The following is a 16,212-nucleotide window of genomic DNA, read 5'->3' as shown; positions in this document are numbered from 1 at the left end:
GCGTGGTAGGAAAAGGCATGCCCCGCTGGCTCGCCGTCCCCGTCACGCTCATCCTGTTCGCAGCCGTCATGCTCGCGGTCGGATGGGTGCTGAAGCTCGTCGTGCCGGGGATCCTGCACTGGTCCGACGATGCGATCGGCAGCGCTGGCACTTGGATAGTCCTACTGGCGATCGTTGGTGTTGCCGCCCTGGTTGGTTTCTGGCCCCGCGACGAAGCCGGCCGGATGCGCCCCCTCCTACCGCGCCGCCGCTAACTGGTTCACCACCGGCCGCTGGCCATCGTTCGCTAGGCGCAGCAGTCGCGCCGTGAACAGCTCGGCGTTCTTCGAGCCGGGCGGCGACTTGGACAGGGCGCGCAGGTCCGGCAGTGCCTTCGGATCGTAGATCAGCCGCGCGATCGCCTCCCCGTTCCCCATCATCCGAGCGTGGGTCATCGCATCGCTGATGCCGTGCTTCAGGCCGACTACACCGCCGCCGAGCGCCCCGCTGAAGCCGCCGACGGAAGCGCCCGCGGCCGCACCGGATGCAGCGCTGGCGATCGCCTGCCCGACCGGGGTGTTGCCGCTGGCGAGTTGCTTCTGGATCGCCTGGTTGAACGCGGTGTCCGAGCCCTTCTGCGGCCGGTAGCCGGTCGCCTCGAGGGTCGTCAGCAGTCGGTCGACTGCGGCCGCGCGCATCTCCCCGTCGGGCAGGACGCGCAGGACCGCTTCGAGGTTGTGGCGCTGCTGGGGGTTGCCGTGCACCGCCGACGCGAAGCCTGCGCCGCCGTACTGTACCGCGATGCCCTTCACCTGCTGGGTCGATTCATTGAACAGCGTCTCGAGGTAGATCCGCGTCAGGTCGCGGGCGGCCGCCGGATTGTTGCGTGCCACCGCCGTCATCGCCGCGGCGATCTCGTGGTGGTTCGCGCCCTGCGGCACCTGCGGGAACAGCACGTTGACGGCGCGGCGGACGTCGTCGGTCTGAGCGAGCTGCCCGAGCGGGCTTTTCTCGACGCGGGCGAGCCCGTCGCGGGCGCGCACCACGTCGTCGAGGCGACCTGGCCGCCGTTGGAGCCGGCCGCGATCGCCTCGGCGTCGGACAGGTTCGGGAAGGCGCGCTTGATGATCGCCGCGTTGCCGCCGAGCGCGGCCGTCTCCTGCGCGATCTTGCGCTGCTTGAGGGACAGGTCGGCCTTCGCGAGATCCGTGACGGCCCGGTCCTTCGAGGCCTTCTGCATGTTGTCGAAGCCGGCTGCCGCGCCGGCACCGAATCCCCGCTTGCTCATCAGGCCGGACCCGAAGGCCATCATCTGGTCGCCGATCCCGGCGTCGCCGAGGCGGCCGAGGATCGTGCCGATGCCGGGACCGTCCTTCTCCGGCACCGTCGGCGCGCCGGTGGGCGCCTGCCCCTGCGCGGGGACGGCGCCGACGGCGGGCATGTCCGCCTGCGACGGCGCGCCGAAGCCGAGCGGGCGCTGCGGCGGCAGCGGCACCGTCATGGGTGCCAGTGCGTCGTCCGCTTCGGGAGCGGGCGCGCGGGCGGCGACGCGCGGGGCCGGCGCGGGTGCGGAGCGCGGCGCAACCGGATCCGGGAAGCTGAACGACGGCGGCAGGCCGGTGACGCTCTGCGGAGCCGGGGCGAGCCGGGGCGGCGCGCCTTCCAGCGTCGGAACCGGCGCCATAGCCGCGGCCGGAGCCTGCTCGTCGGGGCGCAGCGCGGACGGATCGCCCGCCGGTGCCGTCGCGCGGACGGCCGGCGGGATCACGAACCCGTCGGGGCCGTGCTGCGTCAGGAACGAGACCGGGGCCGCATCGCGCCGACCTGCGCCATCGTCTGCCCGGGCGCGGTGAGAGCGGCCTGGTTCGCGCCCTCGGCGCCGATCGCGGCGAGGCCCGCGGCGCGGTCGCCCTGCGCGGCCGAGAGGAGCGCGCCCTGCTGGCCGAGCGTGCGGTCGGCATTCGAGCCCTGGAGCGAGGCGAGCGTCGAGGCGCCGGTGAGCCCGGCCTGATCGGCGGAGAGCGAGAGGCCGGCGCCGGTGGCGGCGAGCCCTGCGTTGCCTTGGTTGATGCCTGCGAGGCCCTGGTAGACGCCCGTCGCGGTGCTGGCGCGCGCGTTCTCCGCGCTGTCGATCGCGCCGGCGGCCGTCGCCTGCCGGTCGCGCTCGGTCGAGTAATCCTGGTAGCGCAGGCCGAGGTCGGCGTTCTGGGCCGCCTCCGCCGTGGCGCCGGCGAACCGGCCGGAGCCGTACCGACCCGAGGCGGCGAACTTCTGCCCGACGGTCGAGGCGGCGCTGGTGGTCGCCTTGTCGATCATCGCCTGCAGGTACGGGTTGCCGCCCGACAGGTATTTCCCGTCGGCGACGTCCTGCAGGCTGCGCTCGGTCTGCGTCCCGCCGGTAGCGAGGTTGCTCGCGAGGCCGGAGAGCGGCGACGCGTCGGTCGCGTAGTCGCCGCCGGCCAGCGCGGCACCCGTGGTCCGGGCGATGCTGTTCGGGTCGGCGAGGCGCGCAGCGGCGGACGACACGCCCGAGGTGTCGACGTTGGTGTTGACGCCTCCGAGCCCAGCGACCGCCGCCTGCGTCGCCGGGGTCGAGCCGCCCGAGCCGAGAAGGCTCCCGAGGTAGCTGTTGCCGGCCGCGGCGGTGCCGGTACCGGCAGCCGCACCCGTCTTCATCGCGTCGAGGCCGTCGACCGTGTCGGTACCGAGCCCGGCCACGCGCTGACCGGTGTAGACCTGCGAACCGACCCCCGAGTTCAGCGCCGTGGTCGCGCCGCCGAGGATCTGCTGGAGCGCAGGCTGTGCCGGCGCCCACGGATCGGACTGCGTGTTCTGCGTGGTCGTCGCCGTCTTCGTACCGCCGCCCATGTCAGTGCCTCAGCGTCTTCGAGAAGTGGGTGCCGGCAGAGCAGCGGGTGGCGACGTAGCTCGGGTGCAGCCGGCCCCAGGCCCGGCGACCTATGAATTCGACCTGACGGCAGCCAACCCGGGCTGCGCCCGCTTCGATCTCCCGCAGGGTCGAGGCCCACGCGCGGGCGCCCTCGCCACCAAGGGCCAGGATCCAGCAGGAGCGCTCGCCGGACGCAGAATCGCGCACCTGCGTCACGCCAGCGGCGATCGGCCGCTCGCCGTCGACGATCAGGATCAGGGCGGCCTCGTCGCGCTCAAGCGCGGCGTGCAGGTCGGAGACGGATAGGTCGCAGCCGGGTCGCGCGCAGGCCTGCGCCAGCCACGGCTCCGCCACCGCCCAGGCTCGCGCGAGGTCGGTGCGGGCGATCGGCTGCAGGTGCATCAGGGCCGCCGGATCTCGTAGCGGAAGGTGCGGTCGGCCGCGGCCGCGGCGTCGTGCCCCCAGGTGAACGAACCGCGCGCGGTCGCCTTCAGCCAGATCGTGGCCGCCGCCGCGGTGGCCGACGTCGGGATCGGCGCGACCAGCGCGCCCTCGGTGCAGCGGGAATCGGTGACGACCGTCTCGACGGCCCCGGGCGCCAGAGTGACGACCGTAGCCCGTAGACGTCGGCGCCCGGGATCGTCTGGAAGGTCAGGATCCGCTCGTTGAACGCGAACCGCTCAGGCTGGAAGTGCCGGACGGCGGCCGCGATTCCGCGCCGGATCTGCGGCTCGAGGTCGGGCCTGTCGAGATCGTCCATGGCCTCGCCCTGCTCGGCGCACCAGCCGAGGAAGTCGCGCCAGTCGGCTTCGTAGGCGCGGCGGGTGGCGGCCGATTTCGAGGCGGCGGCGAACCCGGCCGCGGCTTGGTCGAGCGCATCAGGAAGGGTCGCCGCATCCGTCGCCGGACGCACGATAACTGCGCCTCCGGCCATGCCGAAAAACCCCGTTTGGATGCACGAGAAGGGCAATTATCGTGCGTCTGCGCAGAGCGCAGGGAACGACGCGGATCAGGCCCGAGCGGCGAGCCGGGCGCGGGGCCGGCTCCGATGCTGGACGACGGCGCGGGTGCCGGCGATCGCGCCGGCCGGAAACGCGGCGACGGACGGGCGCTTCGCGGTGAAGGTGCGGGCCGGATCGGCGCCGGTCAGGTCGCGATGGAGCCGCGAAAGGCCGATGCGGAGTTCGCCGAGCTCGCCCAGGAACGCCTCGACGGTATGGCGGTGGCCCGGGACCCGGAGCCGATCCGCTATGCGGAACAGGTCATCGACCCGCTCGGCTGTCTCGCGATCCGTCATCGTGGAACCGATCATGGGACGGAACTGCGCTCACGTCTCCGAGGAGAACGCCTAAGCTGTTGAGCGGGTTCGCGGGAAGGTCGGCCCGGACATGCAAACGCCCGGCGGCTTGTGAGCCCCGGGCGCATGTCTTCCGACGGTGGTGATTTGGCAGGGTTGGCCCGCGGGGTCAAGCGTGACAGTTGGCGAGATCGATTGAAGGCTCTAACGTCCCTTTGAATAGGGAGAATCAAATGGCCAAAGCACCCGATAAAAATGAAAAGCCGCTGTGCTTTGTAGTAGGACCAATTGATACCGCAGGATCCGAGGTTCGAAAACGATCCGATATGATATTGCACGGTATTATCAAAGCTGTGCTCGAAGAGGCGGATTTCAGTTATGAAGTGCGCCGCGCCGATGACGATGCGCGACCTGGAATGATCAATGATAGAATCATTCATGATATAATAAATGCTAGTTTAGTGATAGTTGACTTGACGGGCCAAAATCCCAATGTGTTTTACGAACTAGGCATCCGTCACGCTACAGAAAAGCCAACCATCCACATGGCCGTTGCAGGGACGAAACTTCCATTCGACAATGCCGGTCACGATACCATATTCGTAGATATCACAGACTGGCATAGCATTACTGCAACAAGGGAGAGATTGTCATTAGCGTTGCGCGAGATAAGGAAAGATGGATACCGCGTAAGTAATCCAATCACCCAGGCTAATGCATCCTTCGAATTGAGGAAAAGCACCGATACAAAAGATCAGATCATTGTCGAATTGACTGACAGAATTGGCCGGTTAGAAAAATTGAACTCAAGAGACAGCGATAATACTTCCAATAGGTTTTCGACGAACAAGCTGTTGTCCCTCGCCGGTGGATTTGACAATGAAGATATGCGCTTGATAAATATGCTGCGCGCAAACGCTGCTTTAATTGATGACCCTGCGCATTTCACAAATTTTATAGCTACATTTGATACTAATGCTCTAGCAAATTTCACGCTTGTACGTGTTACGCCCGAGACAATCCAGTTTAAACTCAAGGGTTCTCCGGTGTACATATCAAAGAACGGTGATTGGGGCTTAGGATACGCGCCGTAAGGTTTTGGGTTCGACCAAGCTGTAGTTTCAAATCACGTAACACACGCCTTGAAACGTCTGTGTGATCAGAAGGAGCTATACAAGTTCCCGAGCCCGTGCGGCGTACTGATCGTCCGGCACCGGCCGCCCCGCCCCGGTCGCGGTGTGCTGGCTCTCCACCAGGCCTTCGAGCAGGAGCCGGAAGTGCCCCGCGATCTGGGCTGCGCCGCGCTCGCCGGCCTTGCCGCGGGCTGCGGCGTAGGTCGTGAACGTCTGCCCCTCGGAGAGGATGGCCCGGAGGAACCGCACCCCCACCGCGCCGATCGCGCGCTCGAGGTGCCCGACGAATTTCTTGACCTTCTCGGCGTCCTCGATGGCGAAGATGATCTGCAGCTCGTGGGCGATGGTCTGATCGCGCGACCCGCCCGGGTTCCATCCGCCCGATCCGAGTTTCGCGCCCGACCCGCGCTCGAACACCGCCTGGATCATGCGGCCGACGAGGAACTGCGATTCCGTGATCCGGCCGGCGCCGTGCTCGGTGGCCAGGACGTCGACGCGGCGGTTGACCTGTCCGGTGCGGAAGGAGCCCGGGGCGTAAGGATCGGCGATCGACGCCTCGCCGACCTCGACATCCACGTGGCGGGCGGTGAGCGGGCCGAGGCGGCCGTTCTTCGCTCGACGGCGTTCGGCCGGGGTGGTGGCGATCCGGATGTTGCGGGTGGTGCTAGACGACTGGCTGGCCGACGCGGTCACGGTGCGTTCCCCTATGGCGCGGCGTCGTTGCCGGGCCCGTATTTCGGGGGTCGGACCAAATTGGCACAGCGGTCAAGCCGGATTGTATTCACCTTTTGCCACACCCGATCGGCACATGGCTATGGAGTGGATACCGTGAACAGAGTTAGATAAAGCCCCAGCCTACAGGTACCTGCTCGCTATGTCGGATAAGATGCATGTCTCCTCGATGTATCCCCCGTTCTGGCGGGTTGCCATTGGCTTCGTTGTTGCTCCAGTCTTAGCCGCAACAGTAATGCATGTATGCATTCGCTGGAATGGAGGCATGCATGCTATAACCAATAGGATTTTTGACGAAGTCCTCTTTATATCACTTATCGGAGCGTATCCTGCGGCGCTGTTTCTGGGCGTCCCTACATATTTGGTTCTCCGACAAATAATCAAACCAAGACTTATCAATTTCATTATATTTGGAGGCCTCGTGGCTGCAGCGCCATGGCTGATTTTGGTCACTCTCGGACCGCGCCCAGACAGCGCAAGCATCGGCGGCATACGAACAGAGATTGACGGTGCGCGAACATTGTACGGGTGGTTCAATGCAGCAATGCTTGTCCTACAAGCTGCAGCCCTCGGTGCCGTCGGGGGCGGAACGTTCTGGTTGTTGAGCATCGCCGGTTGGAGTAGGGCGAAGGAGCCCGCAAATCGACTTGCCCCTTAACCGTCAATCGCGCTCATCACGAGGAAGATCTGTGCGAGCGCGAGGTCGACGTGGCGCTGGGCCGAGGTGCGATTCCAGCCCCGCAGCCGGCAGGCCTCGCGGAACGCGCCGTCATCGGCCTGCGCGCGGGACCAGGCCTTCAGCTGCTCGCGGTGCTCACGATCCGGCACGTGGCGCTCGACGAGGCGCCGCATCCGCACGTCGGCCGGCGCCTCGCCCAGGCCCGGCATCGGCGGCTTGTCCGTGAGGCCTGAGATCACCCACGCCGCGACCTGGCGATGGCTGTACCGCGGCGGGTAGGCCAGGGCGCGCGGCCCCGGCGTCGCTGTGTTCATCACGCATGCCGGCCTCTCCCGGCGGTTCGATCAGGGCGGGGCTACTCGGCAGCCTGCAGGACCGGCGCACGCTGCGCATCCGCGATCATCCGCGAGATCTCGGAGCGTCGCGCAGAGTAGGCGGCCGAGGTCATCGGGTAGTCGAGCGGCAGGCCGTGCTTCCGACGGTAATCCGCAGGCGACAGGCCCCGCAGCGTCAGGTGCCGGCGCAGCGCCTTGTAGGGCCGGCCGTCCTCGAAGCTCACCAGGGCGTCCGGACGGATGGAGGCGCGGATCTTGCGCCTCGGTCGGCTTGGCGGGCCCCGGAGCCGCCGCGGGCTGCCCCAGGCCGGCGAGCGCGCCGTGGATCGTCCGGAGCGCCCCGGGCAGGTCGGAGGCGGGCAGGCGGTTGCCGGAGACGTAGGCCGCCGCGATCCGGGCGGTGTGGGTCGTGAGGTCGTTCGGCTGGGCTTGGCTCGACATGGTGCGGTCCTCTCCGGGCAGGAGAGAACGACCTGTCCTGATCAGTCCTGCCCGGACCTGTTCAGGAAGGTATTGGGGGTTTCTGGGGGTTTCTGGGGTTATTTTAGTACACCTACGCATCCTCGGCTGCGTGCGCGCGTATAGGGGCCGGAAAAAACCCCAGAAACCCCACAAAACCCCACCGGTGCGGACGCGCGTCATTCCTCACCCGTCCCGTCCCAGACGCGGATTTTCGACAGCGCGAAGCGATTGCCGCGCTTCTCGTCGGCTCGAAGGTCGAGGCGCATCTGGCCGACCACGCGCCCGTGCATCTTCACGAGGCGCCGCCCTAGGCGCTTGCTCGACACGACAGGCCCGTCGCCGGCGATGCGCAGCAGGAGGTCGCGGAACTCGGGCCTTAAGAAGCCACCCCCGGTGTCCTTCTCGCAGGCCGTGTCGATGACCTGGCTCGCCGTGTAGAAGGACGCCTCCGCGAGGTTGTCGCGCCAGTGCGCGAGCAGGCTCCGGATCTCAAGCAGCTCCGGATCCTCGTCGCGCATGGTCTCCATGCTGGCCGCCGGATCGGCCTCGCCGAGCCACATCAGGGCCGAGCGCACAGTGTCGGACCACGCCCCGTAGCTCCCGAGCGGCACGCATCGCTTCGGGAAGCCGCTGACCCGATAGGCGCGCGCGATGGTGAGGGCCGCGGCAACGTACTTCCCGCGGTCCTCGATTACGCGCTGGATCGGATCGAAGTCGAACTCGCGCGTCTCTGGCCGCTCCACGCCGGCGTCGAGCGTGCAGAGCACCGTCCGGCGCGTCATGTCGCCGACCAGAACCAGGTTGTTGCCGGTGGCGAACACCATCGACCGGCACTCGATCTCCGGCGCCTCGCTCGTCCCGAGCTTGCGGACGCGGACCAGGGGCCGCTCCGTCATCTGGCAGAGCAGGTCGCCGCCGAGCTCGCCGTTGACGTTGTCGATGGAGATCACCGAGACGGCGTTCAGGAGCAGGGCGCCCAGGCGCTTCTCGGTCTCCTCCTCCGTCTTGCCGACGGCGATCACGGGGCAGGGCCGGCCGAGCGCGATCGCCGAGAACAGGTCGACCATGAGGCTCTTGCCGGTACCGGCGGTGTGCGCCCGGATGCCGTGCGCGGGCGCCGTCGGCAGGCCGGGCCGCAGCACCGAGGTGATGATCCCGGACAGCGCAACGGCGCGATCGACGGGCCCGACGAAGGGGAAGCCGGACAGCAGGTCGAGCAGCAGCTTCAGCGCGGCTTCCGCATCGGCGCGGGTCGGGCGCTCCGGCAGCGGCCCGAGCGTGAAGCCCTCGTCGAGCATGACGAACAGGCGCGTCTCCGAATCGTACCCCGGCTCCGACAGCAGCGTGCCGTCGGCGCGCAGCGTCGGCGTGGTGATGATCCCGGCGAGCGGCGGGAGGCGCCACTGGCCCTGCCGGGCCAGCATCGTCTCGGCCACCACGGGCGGCACGTCCATGTTCACGAAAGACTGCCGGCGCTCGTCCCAGCGCTGGAATCGCATCGTCTGCCCGAGGATGTCCGCGAGCGACGCTTTGCAGAGCGGGCGCAGGTGCGCGACCCGCGTCAGCTGCCCGCTCGTCGACGGCAGCAGCTCCGACACCGGCCGAACAAGCGCACCGGCGCGGGTGAAGACAGGCGCGCCGGCCTCGATCAGCGTTTCCTCCGCCTCGTCGACGACGCGCGGCATCTCTGCGGCCATCACCTGGACGACGGGCAGGTCCCGGCCCCAGCGCGAGCGGGCGAGGTCTGCCGCCTCGCGGTTGAGCTTCTTCGTTTCGCGTTGGCCGTGGTGAAGCGTGACGACCTCGTTCATGCGGCCACCGACCGGATCGAGGACGTCGGCACGGTGATCCGCGGCAGACGCACGCGCTCGAGCATCGCCTTGAGCTTCGCCCCGTGCGCGATGTCCGCCGCCTGAATCGATCCGGCCTCGAGCAGCTCCGGCCGCGCGAGGCGCTCGTCAACCACGACGACACCGCGGCGGGACCCAGCGAGCCAAGTCAGCGGATCGGGGAACACGATCAGCGGATCGTCCGCCGTCGCCGGGCAGGGGTGATCCAGCCCGAGGAGACCGGTGCGCCCGAGCCAAGTCGCGACCCGGCCGGTCCGCGGGTGCCACGCGACGACGTCGAGCGGCGCGCCGCCGGCGTCGCGGGCGAGCAGCGTGTAGGCGACGACGCGCTCGACGTCCTCGCCCTGCAGGTACCGCAAGAACTCGAACCGGCGGCCGCGCGTGAAGGCGATCCGGTCGCGCAGCAGCACGTCGAAACGATGGGCCGGGCCCCAGGCCGTCAGGCAGCCGGTCAGCCCCTGGCCGCGCAGCCAGTCGAGGTCGACGGCGCGCAGCGGCGAGCCGCGCACCTGCTCGCGTTCGGGATCGGCAGAGCGCCGGGCCGTCATGCGCGCTCCTCCCGAAACCGGGACTTCCGCGACAGCGCGGGCTCCTCGATGAGGTGGACGCGGTCGAGGTTCGCGAGGTGGTGAGCGGCGATCGCGATGAGGCGGCGCCAGTCCTCGGCCTCTCTTCGCCGAGGCTCACCGCAGCCGCCCGGCAGCCGATCGAGCGTAGCGGCCACTTCATCCGCCCGCCGAGCGTACTCGTCCGCACGCTGCAGGACGGCGTCGAGTGCGTCGTAGTTGTAGACCATGTCGCGCTCGGCGCGCGCTTGGTCGGCGATCCAGTCGGGAGAGGCTTCGCCCATGGCGCTACGCCGCCTTGCGGTGGTCGGTGGTGAACAGGTCGGCCGGCGCGCCCGTCTGGGCGCCGGCGGCGATGGCGGCCCGCGCGGTGCGGTCCTGAATCGGGGTCGGTGCCGGCCCGCGGCCGCGCGGCATGTCGGCGGGCTTCTCCAGCCGCCAGCGACCGGCCTCGCAGACGAGGCGGCAGCCGAGCGCGGACCAAACGAGCAGGCGCTGGACGGCGGGCGGATGGTGGGCGATGGCGCGAGCGTCGAGCATCAGAAGTCCTCGACCTCCCAGCCGCCGCCGTTCCGCTTCGCGACGACCCGGACCGCTAGGAAGCGCAACGGGTACATCTCGGCCGCGACCTTGATCTTGACCCGCGCGTCGTCGCTCCAGTGTCCCTTAACCTCGTGCGCTTCGAGCGCGCCATCGCCGCGCAGAACCGCGAAGTCGGGCGTGTAGAAGCACCCGTCGGCAAGCCGGAACTTGAGGCCCTCGAACCGGTACCAGGCGACCTCACCGGCAGCCTTCAGCCCCTCGAGGTGCCGCGCGTACGCGGCCTCGGTCTTGTTCATCTCGCCGGTCTTGAGGCGTCCGAGCGCGAGAACGGACGCCCCCAGGCCGGCCTTCCGGGGCAGCACGGGGGCGTTCATGGTCAGGCGGCTTCCGTCTCGCGGATCTGACGGCGCGCGCGACGCGTGGTCTTGGGGGCGGCCTCCGACGCGGGCTCCTGCGTCTCGGCGCTGTCGGCCGGGGCTCCGGCCTCGCCGTCCGCCTCGCCCTGCGGCGCGACGTAGACCTTGCCCTTCTTCTCCACGATCTTCGTCGCGAGGTCGGACCGTTCCTTCTCGGTGTAGGCGGTCAGGTCGAAGGTCAGCCCAATCAGCTCGGGGGCCGCTTCGATCATGCGGAGCGTCGAGGCGTACGACACGCCCTCTGCCTCAAGCGCCGTCTCGTCCGCGCCGTCGTCCTCGCCGAGCGGCATCGCCCGCTGGTCCGGCTCGGCCCGGGCCGCGCGGCGCTGCCCGAAGAACTCGCCGACCTCGGTCAGCACCAGGATCGCGGAGCCGCCCTTGTGCTCGGCCAGCCGCATCATGTTGTCGACCGTGAACGGGGCGTTCGCCGTCAGCTCGATACCGCCGTCCCCGAACTTGCCCTTGGTGGCGATCCGCACGTCGAGGTGCGTGAAGCCCTGATGCGCGACGACAGCCATCGTCCGGCGAACGACCGTCTCGGCCAGCTTCTGGATGGCCTCGATCCGCCACTGCTGATCCTTCTCGGACAGCTGCGACCAAGGGGTTTGCATGCCCCTCACCTGTGTGAGCAGCACGTCGCGGACGTCGCCGGACAAGGTTTCGGCCGCGAGCTGCGCGACGGCGGCGGCTTGCAGTGAGGTGTGTGCCGTGTTTTCCATGGTACTCTCCATGCGGGCCCAGCGCCCGCGTTCAGGGGTCCGCCCGGCGCCATGCTCCCCAGCAGGCCGGGCGGTTTTCGTTCTGGGGAAGGTCAGGGGTGGTGGCGGCCGTGCGGCAGGCCGCCGTCGCGCCGGGGCACGCGCGGTTCCTCGACGACGGGCGAGCGCACCGGCGTGCGGGCGGGCTCGACGAGGTTCGCGTCGAGCGGCACCGCGTCCCGGAAGAAGACGTCGGCCGGGCAGTGCGAGAGGTAGCCGTCGACGTACCGGACGAGCATGTCGCCGACCGCGGGCGGGCGGGCCGAGAACGCCTCCGTCACCGGCACCGAGCGTTGCCCGCCGTTCGGCAGATCGACCGTGACCCACGTCGGGCCGACGGCGGCGATCGGGTACGCTTCGACGCGCTTCACGGTCTCGTAGTTCGGGGCGAAGGGGGCCATCGGTCAGGCCGCCCGGTCCGAGGCCGCCGACAGCTGCTCGCGCAGCAGGTAGGCCTCGAAGGCCCAGATCTGCCGGAAGGCGTCGTCGTAGGAGTAGCGCTCGCCGGCGGCCTGGTCGTAGTTCTCCGGCGAGACGCAGGCCGACTTGCCGACGAAGGTGAAGCCGCTCACCATCTCGATGATGCAGATCGTCAGCACGCCCGAGCGGAAGAAGTCCGCGCTGGCGATCTTGGCCTTGATCGCGTCCGCGGTGACACGCGGAGCGGTGGAGGCCTCGACGATGGCGTCCGCCTCGCCGCGGGTGATGGCCGGCGTGCCGCTACCGTCGGGAGCAGCAGAGGCGACGGCGTAGGTCGCCTGGAACACCGAGTCCCGGCACGGGTAGATCTCGCCCTCGACGCCGCGGATGATCCAGTCGCCGACCTCAGCTCGCATCGTGCCTTCGAGCGTGGCGACGAAGATACTGGTGCCGTCATGGGTGACGACGGCCTTGTCCTTCGGCTCGTTCGCCCAATCGCACAGCAGGGTCATGTGCGAGCCGTCGTCGTTGTTCGTCTCGAACCGCCGGGCTTCGATCAAGACCGGCTTCTTCGTGTAGTGGCCCATGCTCGTGCTCCTGGAGGGTGAGCCGAGCGACGCCGCGCGCCGCCCGGTGATGGCGGGGTCAGGCGGCGGGGACGACCATCCAGTCGTCGGCGAGCATGTCCGTCTGGGAGGCGAGCCAGGGGACGAAGTCAGCCTGGACGGTGCGCATGCAGATGAAGGGCAGCAAGGCATACTGCTCGGGAGCCGGGCCGACGTTTCCGCTCCAGGTCGTGACCAACGAGAGCCACATGCCCTTGCCGTTCCAGCCAGAGCGGGCAACGCGAAGGCCGGCCTTCAGGGCCTGGATCGCGTCGCCGAACGGCGCCACGCCTTGCTTCAGCGCTTCGTTTGCTGCGAACCCGCGCAGCTGCTCGCCACCATCCACCACCGTCACTCTCCCTCGTTCAGCGCCCGCCACAGCGGCAGGTCGTTCAGGCTCGGATCCGCCGCTGCCGGCACACGCGCCGCAGCATCCGGACGGACCAGTGCGGATGCGGGCGACCGTCCTGGACGGCGCGCAGCTGCGCCCGCAGCCGGCGCCCGTCCCGACGCTCCACGAGCAGCCGGGCGATGGCTCGAAACAGCCGCATGCAGTTCCTCCTGGAGCAGGGCGTTGCTGGCGGCGGCGTCGTCCGCGGCGGCCTCGATGCTGGTGCAGAGCCGCCGGTAGGCGGCCGTGACGCTGAGCGCGTCGCGCAGGCGGATCGCGACGTCGGGAGAGCGCCCCACGACCTTGCGGACCCAGGTGTCGGACTTGCCGACCATGCCGCCGAGCGCCTCGTAGGCCCCCATGGTGGACAGGCCGTCGGCGCGCAGCTTCGCGACGAGCGCGACGACCTGCGGCCTGATCAGGCCGGCTTCGGCTTCGGCGGTCATCATCGGCCGACGCCCCTTGTTCTTTGACCACATTCGATCAGCCCCGCGTGCTTTAAGAGGATCGAAGCAACGGAGGCCGCGGCGTGCAGCAGAGGAAAGAAAAACGCGGTAGCGACACGTGCGAGATCGACGGCCTGGAAGCTCAGACGATCACGCGAGACGAGAACACGACCCGACGGGGCCGGCAGGCGTTGGCGCGCCTGATCCGGATGCACGGCGGGAAGGTCCAGAAAGGGAGTACGCCCGCCGGCATCGGAACGACAGGTCAGGGTCGGACCAGCGGGCGCGATCGGCCGGCGGAGCCCGGCGCGATGGGGGAAGGTCACCATGGCAGCACCCCGCCGGCGAAGAAGCCGAGGGCGAGCAGGGCGTCGGCAAGGCCGAAGACGAGCGCGCGCAACGAACCGGACAGGCCGGCTTGTGCGAGGCCCAGCGCCGAGAGCGTGGCGAAGAGGAGAGCGAGCCAGGGCGCCATCTCAGGCCACTCGCTCGATGGGAGCGAAGGCAACGACGTCGCCCCCACCCACGAATTCAGTAACGGTCCCGCACGAATTCGCGGTGACCACGATGCGAACCGAGTCGCCACGCTCCAAATGTTGGAGCACGGTCAGCAAGTCCGGGTAGAGCGCCAGACGTTCGGCAAGCTCGCCCAGGACCGCCACGTTGGAGATCGCGACATGGAAGGCCTTGGCCTGGCGCGCGGTGATGACCGCGCTCGGACCCACCATCACGACGAGAGCCTGATGGGCCTCGTCCTGCTCCCGCAGGGCCGGCATCACGGTTTCCACGGCGTAGGCGCACTGCGTCAGGTCGAACGGCTGCATCGCGAGCCCCAGGTCGGAGGGGGCCGCCACCGGATGGGCCGGCTGACCCTCCTGACGCTGGTCGGAGGCCGGGATACGCGGTGAAAGGGTTGGGACGCCTGCTGTGACGATGGGGTCGGCAGCGCAGGCGTCCCGCCGCACCCGGCCGGCCAGGCCGTTGGTGGTGCGGATCTCGGAATGGGGGAGGCGCGCGCGCATCAGTGCATGCGCTCCGCGGCCGGCTCACCCGTGTTGACGACCGCTATCGAGGCGGAGACGCCGTTCTGCTGCAGGGTTCCGACGACCGCGCGCTGCAGGAGGGTGAAGAGCGCCATCTTCTCGGTGTCGGCCGGCGCGGACGCGATCACCTGCGCGGCAAGCTCGCCGATCGCGCGGATCACATCGTCGGCGACGATCGCGGGACCGTCCGGCTTCGGATCAGCGGCATCCACTGCGACGGCGTGCGCTTGCACGGCATCGAGGAGGGCGCAGTGAAGACAGGGCTTGCTCATGAACGCGGGCTCCACGGCATCAGCGGCAGGTCCGCGACCCACAGCGCCAGCGATCCGCCGGCGACGACGATCAGCCCGATCGCGAGCCACACGAACGGCGCGATCAGCAGCGCCACGATCAGGCCGCGCATCAGGGAGGAGGAGACGCGGACCGGCATCACAGGCCGTCCCGCGAGACGACGGTGCCGGATCGGCCGCGCGCATCGACCTCGTCGCAGAGGGCGAGCAGGCGGGCGGCGAAGTGCCGGCCCTCGGTGGTGGTGACCGGGCGCGGCAGGCCGTGGGAATCGATGTGCAGGATGCCGGCGCGGATCTGCGCCGTTGCCCAGGGGAAGCCGGCTTCAGTCGCCACGCCGCGCGCGGTGAGCGTGCGGGGGCAGGTCATGCGCTGAGCTCGGTGAGCCCAGCGGGGAAGGAGCTCGTCCCGAAGAACTCGGGGCAGAGAAGCCGTCGGCTAATGCCGCACGCGCCTTCGATCTTGACCGCGAGGCGGGGTGAGCAGCGGCCCACCTTCTTCGCCTTGTTGATGGCGGCCTGTGAGACCTTGCAGGCCATGGCCAGCTTCGCTTCCGAGCCCTTGTCTCGGATTGCGGCTTCGATGAGGGGGCGTACGTCCGACATGGCGGGGAATATGAGTGCTTCGGTTGTTGGTTGTCAACAACCAGAATTCCCGAGCAGTTCCACAACCAAGGTTGTAGGATTGTCGGCGATGGCATGGCAGGACGAAATTCGAGAGGCTCGGCAGGCTAAGGGCTTGAGCCAAAAGGCGTTGGCGAACCTCGTCGGCGTGTCTCAGGCTGCCATCGCCAAGATCGAGACGAAGGACACTCAGACGACCGATCTGCTCGACAAGCTGTGCGAGTCGCTCGGCATCGACCCAGCGACGATGCCCGAAGAGGCGTTCGGGCGCGGTCGCGTAACCAGGCCGTCGATTGTACAGCCTCAGCGCATCAGCGTTCCTGAGTACGCGAAGGACCCAGCGTACTGGGCTGCGGCGGCCGGCTTAATCGGAGACGTACCGCTTTACGCGTCGGCCGAGGGCGGCGAGGGCGCGCTGATCATCGAGCGCGATCCCATCGGCAGCGCGAAGCGTCCGCCACTCCTACAGGGGGTAAAGGACGGCTACGCGATCTATCACGTTGGCGAATCAATGGTACCGGAGTTCGAGCCGGGCGATACGCTATTTGTGAACCCGCGTCTCCCAGTCCTCGTGAATACCTCGTGCGTCTTCTACAATACCAAGGCCGACGAGCCGCGTGCGATGGTGAAACGTTTCCTCGGATCAACTGATGAGGAATGGCGCGTAAGGCAGTATAACCCCATGCGTGACTTCACGCTCGATCGCGCCGAATGGGGCCTCCGCCACCGGGTCGTGTCCAAGAATTTTCGATAGCA

General features: G+C 68.5%; 28 protein-coding genes. 3 read left to right on the top strand and 25 right to left on the bottom strand.

Annotation, left to right across the window (positions count from 1 at the left end; all coding sequences use genetic code 11):
• The first annotated feature begins 17 nt into the window (after nt 1–17).
• Nucleotides 18–254 carry a hypothetical protein gene (locus MKK64_RS17445; RefSeq protein ID WP_243936147.1) on the top strand — a complete coding sequence of 79 codons (237 nt, stop codon included), beginning with the start codon at nt 18–20 and terminating at the stop codon, nt 252–254.
• Here MKK64_RS17445 and MKK64_RS17440 read toward each other — a convergent pair.
• From MKK64_RS17440 to MKK64_RS17415, 6 genes are all read right to left on the bottom strand, one after another.
• Entirely contained in the window at nt 237–935 is a 699-nt protein-coding gene (locus MKK64_RS17440; protein WP_243936146.1) for a hypothetical protein, read from the bottom strand. The two genes, MKK64_RS17445 and MKK64_RS17440, sit on opposite strands and share 18 nt — an antisense overlap.
• The gene (locus MKK64_RS17435; RefSeq protein WP_243936145.1) at nt 878–1,747 is read right to left on the bottom strand and encodes a hypothetical protein; all 870 of its coding nucleotides are present in this window, start codon (nt 1,745–1,747) and stop codon (nt 878–880) included. Before MKK64_RS17435 ends, MKK64_RS17440 begins: the two co-directional genes overlap by 58 nt.
• Nucleotides 1,748–1,770: 23 nt before the next feature.
• Nucleotides 1,771–2,847 (bottom strand): hypothetical protein, encoded by a 1,077-nt coding sequence (locus tag MKK64_RS17430; protein ID WP_243936144.1) that lies wholly within the window; start codon nt 2,845–2,847, stop codon nt 1,771–1,773.
• 1 nt (nt 2,848) lies between these two features.
• Nucleotides 2,849–3,271, bottom strand: coding sequence for a hypothetical protein (locus MKK64_RS17425; protein ID WP_243936143.1), 423 nt, complete (start codon nt 3,269–3,271; stop codon nt 2,849–2,851).
• A gap of 88 nt (nt 3,272–3,359) precedes the next feature.
• Entirely contained in the window at nt 3,360–3,782 is a 423-nt protein-coding gene (locus tag MKK64_RS17420; RefSeq protein ID WP_243936142.1) for a hypothetical protein, read from the bottom strand.
• A gap of 96 nt (nt 3,783–3,878) precedes the next feature.
• Nucleotides 3,879–4,166, bottom strand: coding sequence for a hypothetical protein (locus MKK64_RS17415; protein WP_243936141.1), 288 nt, complete (start codon nt 4,164–4,166; stop codon nt 3,879–3,881).
• A gap of 233 nt (nt 4,167–4,399) precedes the next feature.
• On the opposite strand from MKK64_RS17415, the gene MKK64_RS17410 reads away from it, so the two are divergent.
• Nucleotides 4,400–5,260 (top strand): hypothetical protein, encoded by an 861-nt coding sequence (locus tag MKK64_RS17410; protein ID WP_243936140.1) that lies wholly within the window; start codon nt 4,400–4,402, stop codon nt 5,258–5,260.
• 75 nt (nt 5,261–5,335) lie between these two features.
• Here MKK64_RS17410 and MKK64_RS17405 read toward each other — a convergent pair whose 3' ends face one another.
• From MKK64_RS17405 to MKK64_RS17315, 19 genes are all read right to left on the bottom strand, one after another.
• On the bottom strand, nt 5,336–5,992 hold the full coding sequence (locus MKK64_RS17405) for a hypothetical protein (protein ID WP_243936139.1): 657 nt from the start codon (nt 5,990–5,992) through the stop codon (nt 5,336–5,338).
• A gap of 693 nt (nt 5,993–6,685) precedes the next feature.
• Nucleotides 6,686–7,024: a hypothetical protein gene (locus tag MKK64_RS17400; protein ID WP_243936138.1), complete on the bottom strand. Its 339-nt coding sequence runs from the start codon at nt 7,022–7,024 to the stop codon at nt 6,686–6,688.
• 41 nt (nt 7,025–7,065) lie between these two features.
• Nucleotides 7,066–7,269, bottom strand: a complete 204-nt coding sequence (locus MKK64_RS28280) for a MucR family transcriptional regulator (protein WP_313898918.1) — start codon at nt 7,267–7,269, stop codon at nt 7,066–7,068.
• Between the two features lie 414 nt (nt 7,270–7,683).
• Nucleotides 7,684–9,318, bottom strand: a complete 1,635-nt coding sequence (locus tag MKK64_RS17390; protein WP_243936137.1) for a hypothetical protein — start codon at nt 9,316–9,318, stop codon at nt 7,684–7,686.
• On the bottom strand, nt 9,315–9,905 hold the full coding sequence (locus tag MKK64_RS17385; protein WP_243936136.1) for a hypothetical protein: 591 nt from the start codon (nt 9,903–9,905) through the stop codon (nt 9,315–9,317). Before MKK64_RS17385 ends, MKK64_RS17390 begins: the two co-directional genes overlap by 4 nt.
• Nucleotides 9,902–10,207, bottom strand: coding sequence for a hypothetical protein (locus MKK64_RS17380; RefSeq protein WP_243936135.1), 306 nt, complete (start codon nt 10,205–10,207; stop codon nt 9,902–9,904). Before MKK64_RS17380 ends, MKK64_RS17385 begins: the two co-directional genes overlap by 4 nt.
• Before the next feature lie 4 nt (nt 10,208–10,211).
• Complete coding sequence (locus tag MKK64_RS17375; protein WP_243936134.1) at nt 10,212–10,463, bottom strand: hypothetical protein; 252 nt, start codon at nt 10,461–10,463, stop codon at nt 10,212–10,214.
• Nucleotides 10,463–10,840 (bottom strand): DUF1064 domain-containing protein, encoded by a 378-nt coding sequence (locus tag MKK64_RS17370; RefSeq protein ID WP_243936133.1) that lies wholly within the window; start codon nt 10,838–10,840, stop codon nt 10,463–10,465. Before MKK64_RS17370 ends, MKK64_RS17375 begins: the two co-directional genes overlap by 1 nt.
• A 2-nt stretch (nt 10,841–10,842) precedes the next feature.
• On the bottom strand, nt 10,843–11,601 hold the full coding sequence (locus MKK64_RS17365) for a hypothetical protein (protein WP_243936132.1): 759 nt from the start codon (nt 11,599–11,601) through the stop codon (nt 10,843–10,845).
• Nucleotides 11,602–11,693: 92 nt separating this feature from the next.
• A complete protein-coding gene (locus MKK64_RS17360) occupies nt 11,694–12,041 on the bottom strand; it encodes a hypothetical protein (protein ID WP_243936131.1) in 348 nt (115 codons plus the stop codon).
• Nucleotides 12,042–12,044: 3 nt separating this feature from the next.
• Nucleotides 12,045–12,647, bottom strand: coding sequence for a Gp49 family protein (locus MKK64_RS17355; protein ID WP_243936130.1), 603 nt, complete (start codon nt 12,645–12,647; stop codon nt 12,045–12,047).
• Between the two features lie 58 nt (nt 12,648–12,705).
• The gene (locus tag MKK64_RS17350) at nt 12,706–13,020 is read right to left on the bottom strand and encodes a DUF2829 domain-containing protein (protein ID WP_243936129.1); all 315 of its coding nucleotides are present in this window, start codon (nt 13,018–13,020) and stop codon (nt 12,706–12,708) included.
• Entirely contained in the window at nt 13,017–13,505 is a 489-nt protein-coding gene (locus tag MKK64_RS17345; protein ID WP_243936128.1) for a hypothetical protein, read from the bottom strand. The genes MKK64_RS17350 and MKK64_RS17345 overlap by 4 nt, the downstream gene beginning before the upstream one ends.
• Before the next feature lie 319 nt (nt 13,506–13,824).
• Nucleotides 13,825–13,977 carry a hypothetical protein gene (locus tag MKK64_RS17340; protein ID WP_243936127.1) on the bottom strand — a complete coding sequence of 51 codons (153 nt, stop codon included), beginning with the start codon at nt 13,975–13,977 and terminating at the stop codon, nt 13,825–13,827.
• 1 nt (nt 13,978) lies between these two features.
• Nucleotides 13,979–14,524 (bottom strand): hypothetical protein, encoded by a 546-nt coding sequence (locus MKK64_RS17335; protein ID WP_243936126.1) that lies wholly within the window; start codon nt 14,522–14,524, stop codon nt 13,979–13,981.
• The gene (locus tag MKK64_RS17330; protein WP_243936125.1) at nt 14,524–14,817 is read right to left on the bottom strand and encodes a hypothetical protein; all 294 of its coding nucleotides are present in this window, start codon (nt 14,815–14,817) and stop codon (nt 14,524–14,526) included. Before MKK64_RS17330 ends, MKK64_RS17335 begins: the two co-directional genes overlap by 1 nt.
• Entirely contained in the window at nt 14,814–14,975 is a 162-nt protein-coding gene (locus tag MKK64_RS17325; protein WP_243936124.1) for a hypothetical protein, read from the bottom strand. The genes MKK64_RS17330 and MKK64_RS17325 overlap by 4 nt, the downstream gene beginning before the upstream one ends.
• On the bottom strand, nt 14,975–15,202 hold the full coding sequence (locus MKK64_RS17320) for a hypothetical protein (RefSeq protein ID WP_243936123.1): 228 nt from the start codon (nt 15,200–15,202) through the stop codon (nt 14,975–14,977). The genes MKK64_RS17325 and MKK64_RS17320 overlap by 1 nt, the downstream gene beginning before the upstream one ends.
• Complete coding sequence (locus tag MKK64_RS17315; RefSeq protein WP_243936122.1) at nt 15,199–15,438, bottom strand: helix-turn-helix domain-containing protein; 240 nt, start codon at nt 15,436–15,438, stop codon at nt 15,199–15,201. Before MKK64_RS17315 ends, MKK64_RS17320 begins: the two co-directional genes overlap by 4 nt.
• A gap of 88 nt (nt 15,439–15,526) precedes the next feature.
• Between MKK64_RS17315 and MKK64_RS17310 the strand changes: the two genes are divergently transcribed.
• On the top strand, nt 15,527–16,210 hold the full coding sequence (locus MKK64_RS17310; RefSeq protein ID WP_243936121.1) for an XRE family transcriptional regulator: 684 nt from the start codon (nt 15,527–15,529) through the stop codon (nt 16,208–16,210).
• Nucleotides 16,211–16,212 lie beyond the last annotated feature (2 nt).

Origin of the sequence: Methylobacterium sp. E-025 (assembly GCF_022829705.1) — a bacterium.
In the GTDB taxonomy this organism is placed as follows: domain Bacteria; phylum Pseudomonadota; class Alphaproteobacteria; order Rhizobiales; family Beijerinckiaceae; genus Methylobacterium.
Note: the sequence above shows the minus strand (reverse complement) of the source record. Positions and strands in the feature narration are given on the sequence as shown.

Coding starts and splice junctions, on each gene's coding strand:
- MKK64_RS17445 (WP_243936147.1), top strand. CDS start 18: ATGCCCCGCTGGCTCGCCGTCCCCGTCACGCTCATCCTGTTCGCAGCC.
- MKK64_RS17430 (WP_243936144.1), bottom strand. CDS start 2,847: ATGGGCGGCGGTACGAAGACGGCGACGACCACGCAGAACACGCAGTCC.
- MKK64_RS17425 (WP_243936143.1), bottom strand. CDS start 3,271: ATGCACCTGCAGCCGATCGCCCGCACCGACCTCGCGCGAGCCTGGGCG.
- MKK64_RS17415 (WP_243936141.1), bottom strand. CDS start 4,166: ATGACGGATCGCGAGACAGCCGAGCGGGTCGATGACCTGTTCCGCATA.
- MKK64_RS17410 (WP_243936140.1), top strand. CDS start 4,400: ATGGCCAAAGCACCCGATAAAAATGAAAAGCCGCTGTGCTTTGTAGTA.
- MKK64_RS17400 (WP_243936138.1), bottom strand. CDS start 7,024: ATGAACACAGCGACGCCGGGGCCGCGCGCCCTGGCCTACCCGCCGCGG.
- MKK64_RS17390 (WP_243936137.1), bottom strand. CDS start 9,318: ATGAACGAGGTCGTCACGCTTCACCACGGCCAACGCGAAACGAAGAAG.
- MKK64_RS17385 (WP_243936136.1), bottom strand. CDS start 9,905: ATGACGGCCCGGCGCTCTGCCGATCCCGAACGCGAGCAGGTGCGCGGC.
- MKK64_RS17380 (WP_243936135.1), bottom strand. CDS start 10,207: ATGGGCGAAGCCTCTCCCGACTGGATCGCCGACCAAGCGCGCGCCGAG.
- MKK64_RS17375 (WP_243936134.1), bottom strand. CDS start 10,463: ATGCTCGACGCTCGCGCCATCGCCCACCATCCGCCCGCCGTCCAGCGC.
- MKK64_RS17370 (WP_243936133.1), bottom strand. CDS start 10,840: ATGAACGCCCCCGTGCTGCCCCGGAAGGCCGGCCTGGGGGCGTCCGTT.
- MKK64_RS17365 (WP_243936132.1), bottom strand. CDS start 11,601: ATGGAAAACACGGCACACACCTCACTGCAAGCCGCCGCCGTCGCGCAG.
- MKK64_RS17360 (WP_243936131.1), bottom strand. CDS start 12,041: ATGGCCCCCTTCGCCCCGAACTACGAGACCGTGAAGCGCGTCGAAGCG.
- MKK64_RS17355 (WP_243936130.1), bottom strand. CDS start 12,647: ATGGGCCACTACACGAAGAAGCCGGTCTTGATCGAAGCCCGGCGGTTC.
- MKK64_RS17345 (WP_243936128.1), bottom strand. CDS start 13,505: ATGATGACCGCCGAAGCCGAAGCCGGCCTGATCAGGCCGCAGGTCGTC.
- MKK64_RS17340 (WP_243936127.1), bottom strand. CDS start 13,977: ATGGCGCCCTGGCTCGCTCTCCTCTTCGCCACGCTCTCGGCGCTGGGC.
- MKK64_RS17335 (WP_243936126.1), bottom strand. CDS start 14,524: ATGCGCGCGCGCCTCCCCCATTCCGAGATCCGCACCACCAACGGCCTG.
- MKK64_RS17330 (WP_243936125.1), bottom strand. CDS start 14,817: ATGAGCAAGCCCTGTCTTCACTGCGCCCTCCTCGATGCCGTGCAAGCG.
- MKK64_RS17325 (WP_243936124.1), bottom strand. CDS start 14,975: ATGCCGGTCCGCGTCTCCTCCTCCCTGATGCGCGGCCTGATCGTGGCG.
- MKK64_RS17320 (WP_243936123.1), bottom strand. CDS start 15,202: ATGACCTGCCCCCGCACGCTCACCGCGCGCGGCGTGGCGACTGAAGCC.
- MKK64_RS17315 (WP_243936122.1), bottom strand. CDS start 15,438: ATGTCGGACGTACGCCCCCTCATCGAAGCCGCAATCCGAGACAAGGGC.
- MKK64_RS17310 (WP_243936121.1), top strand. CDS start 15,527: ATGGCATGGCAGGACGAAATTCGAGAGGCTCGGCAGGCTAAGGGCTTG.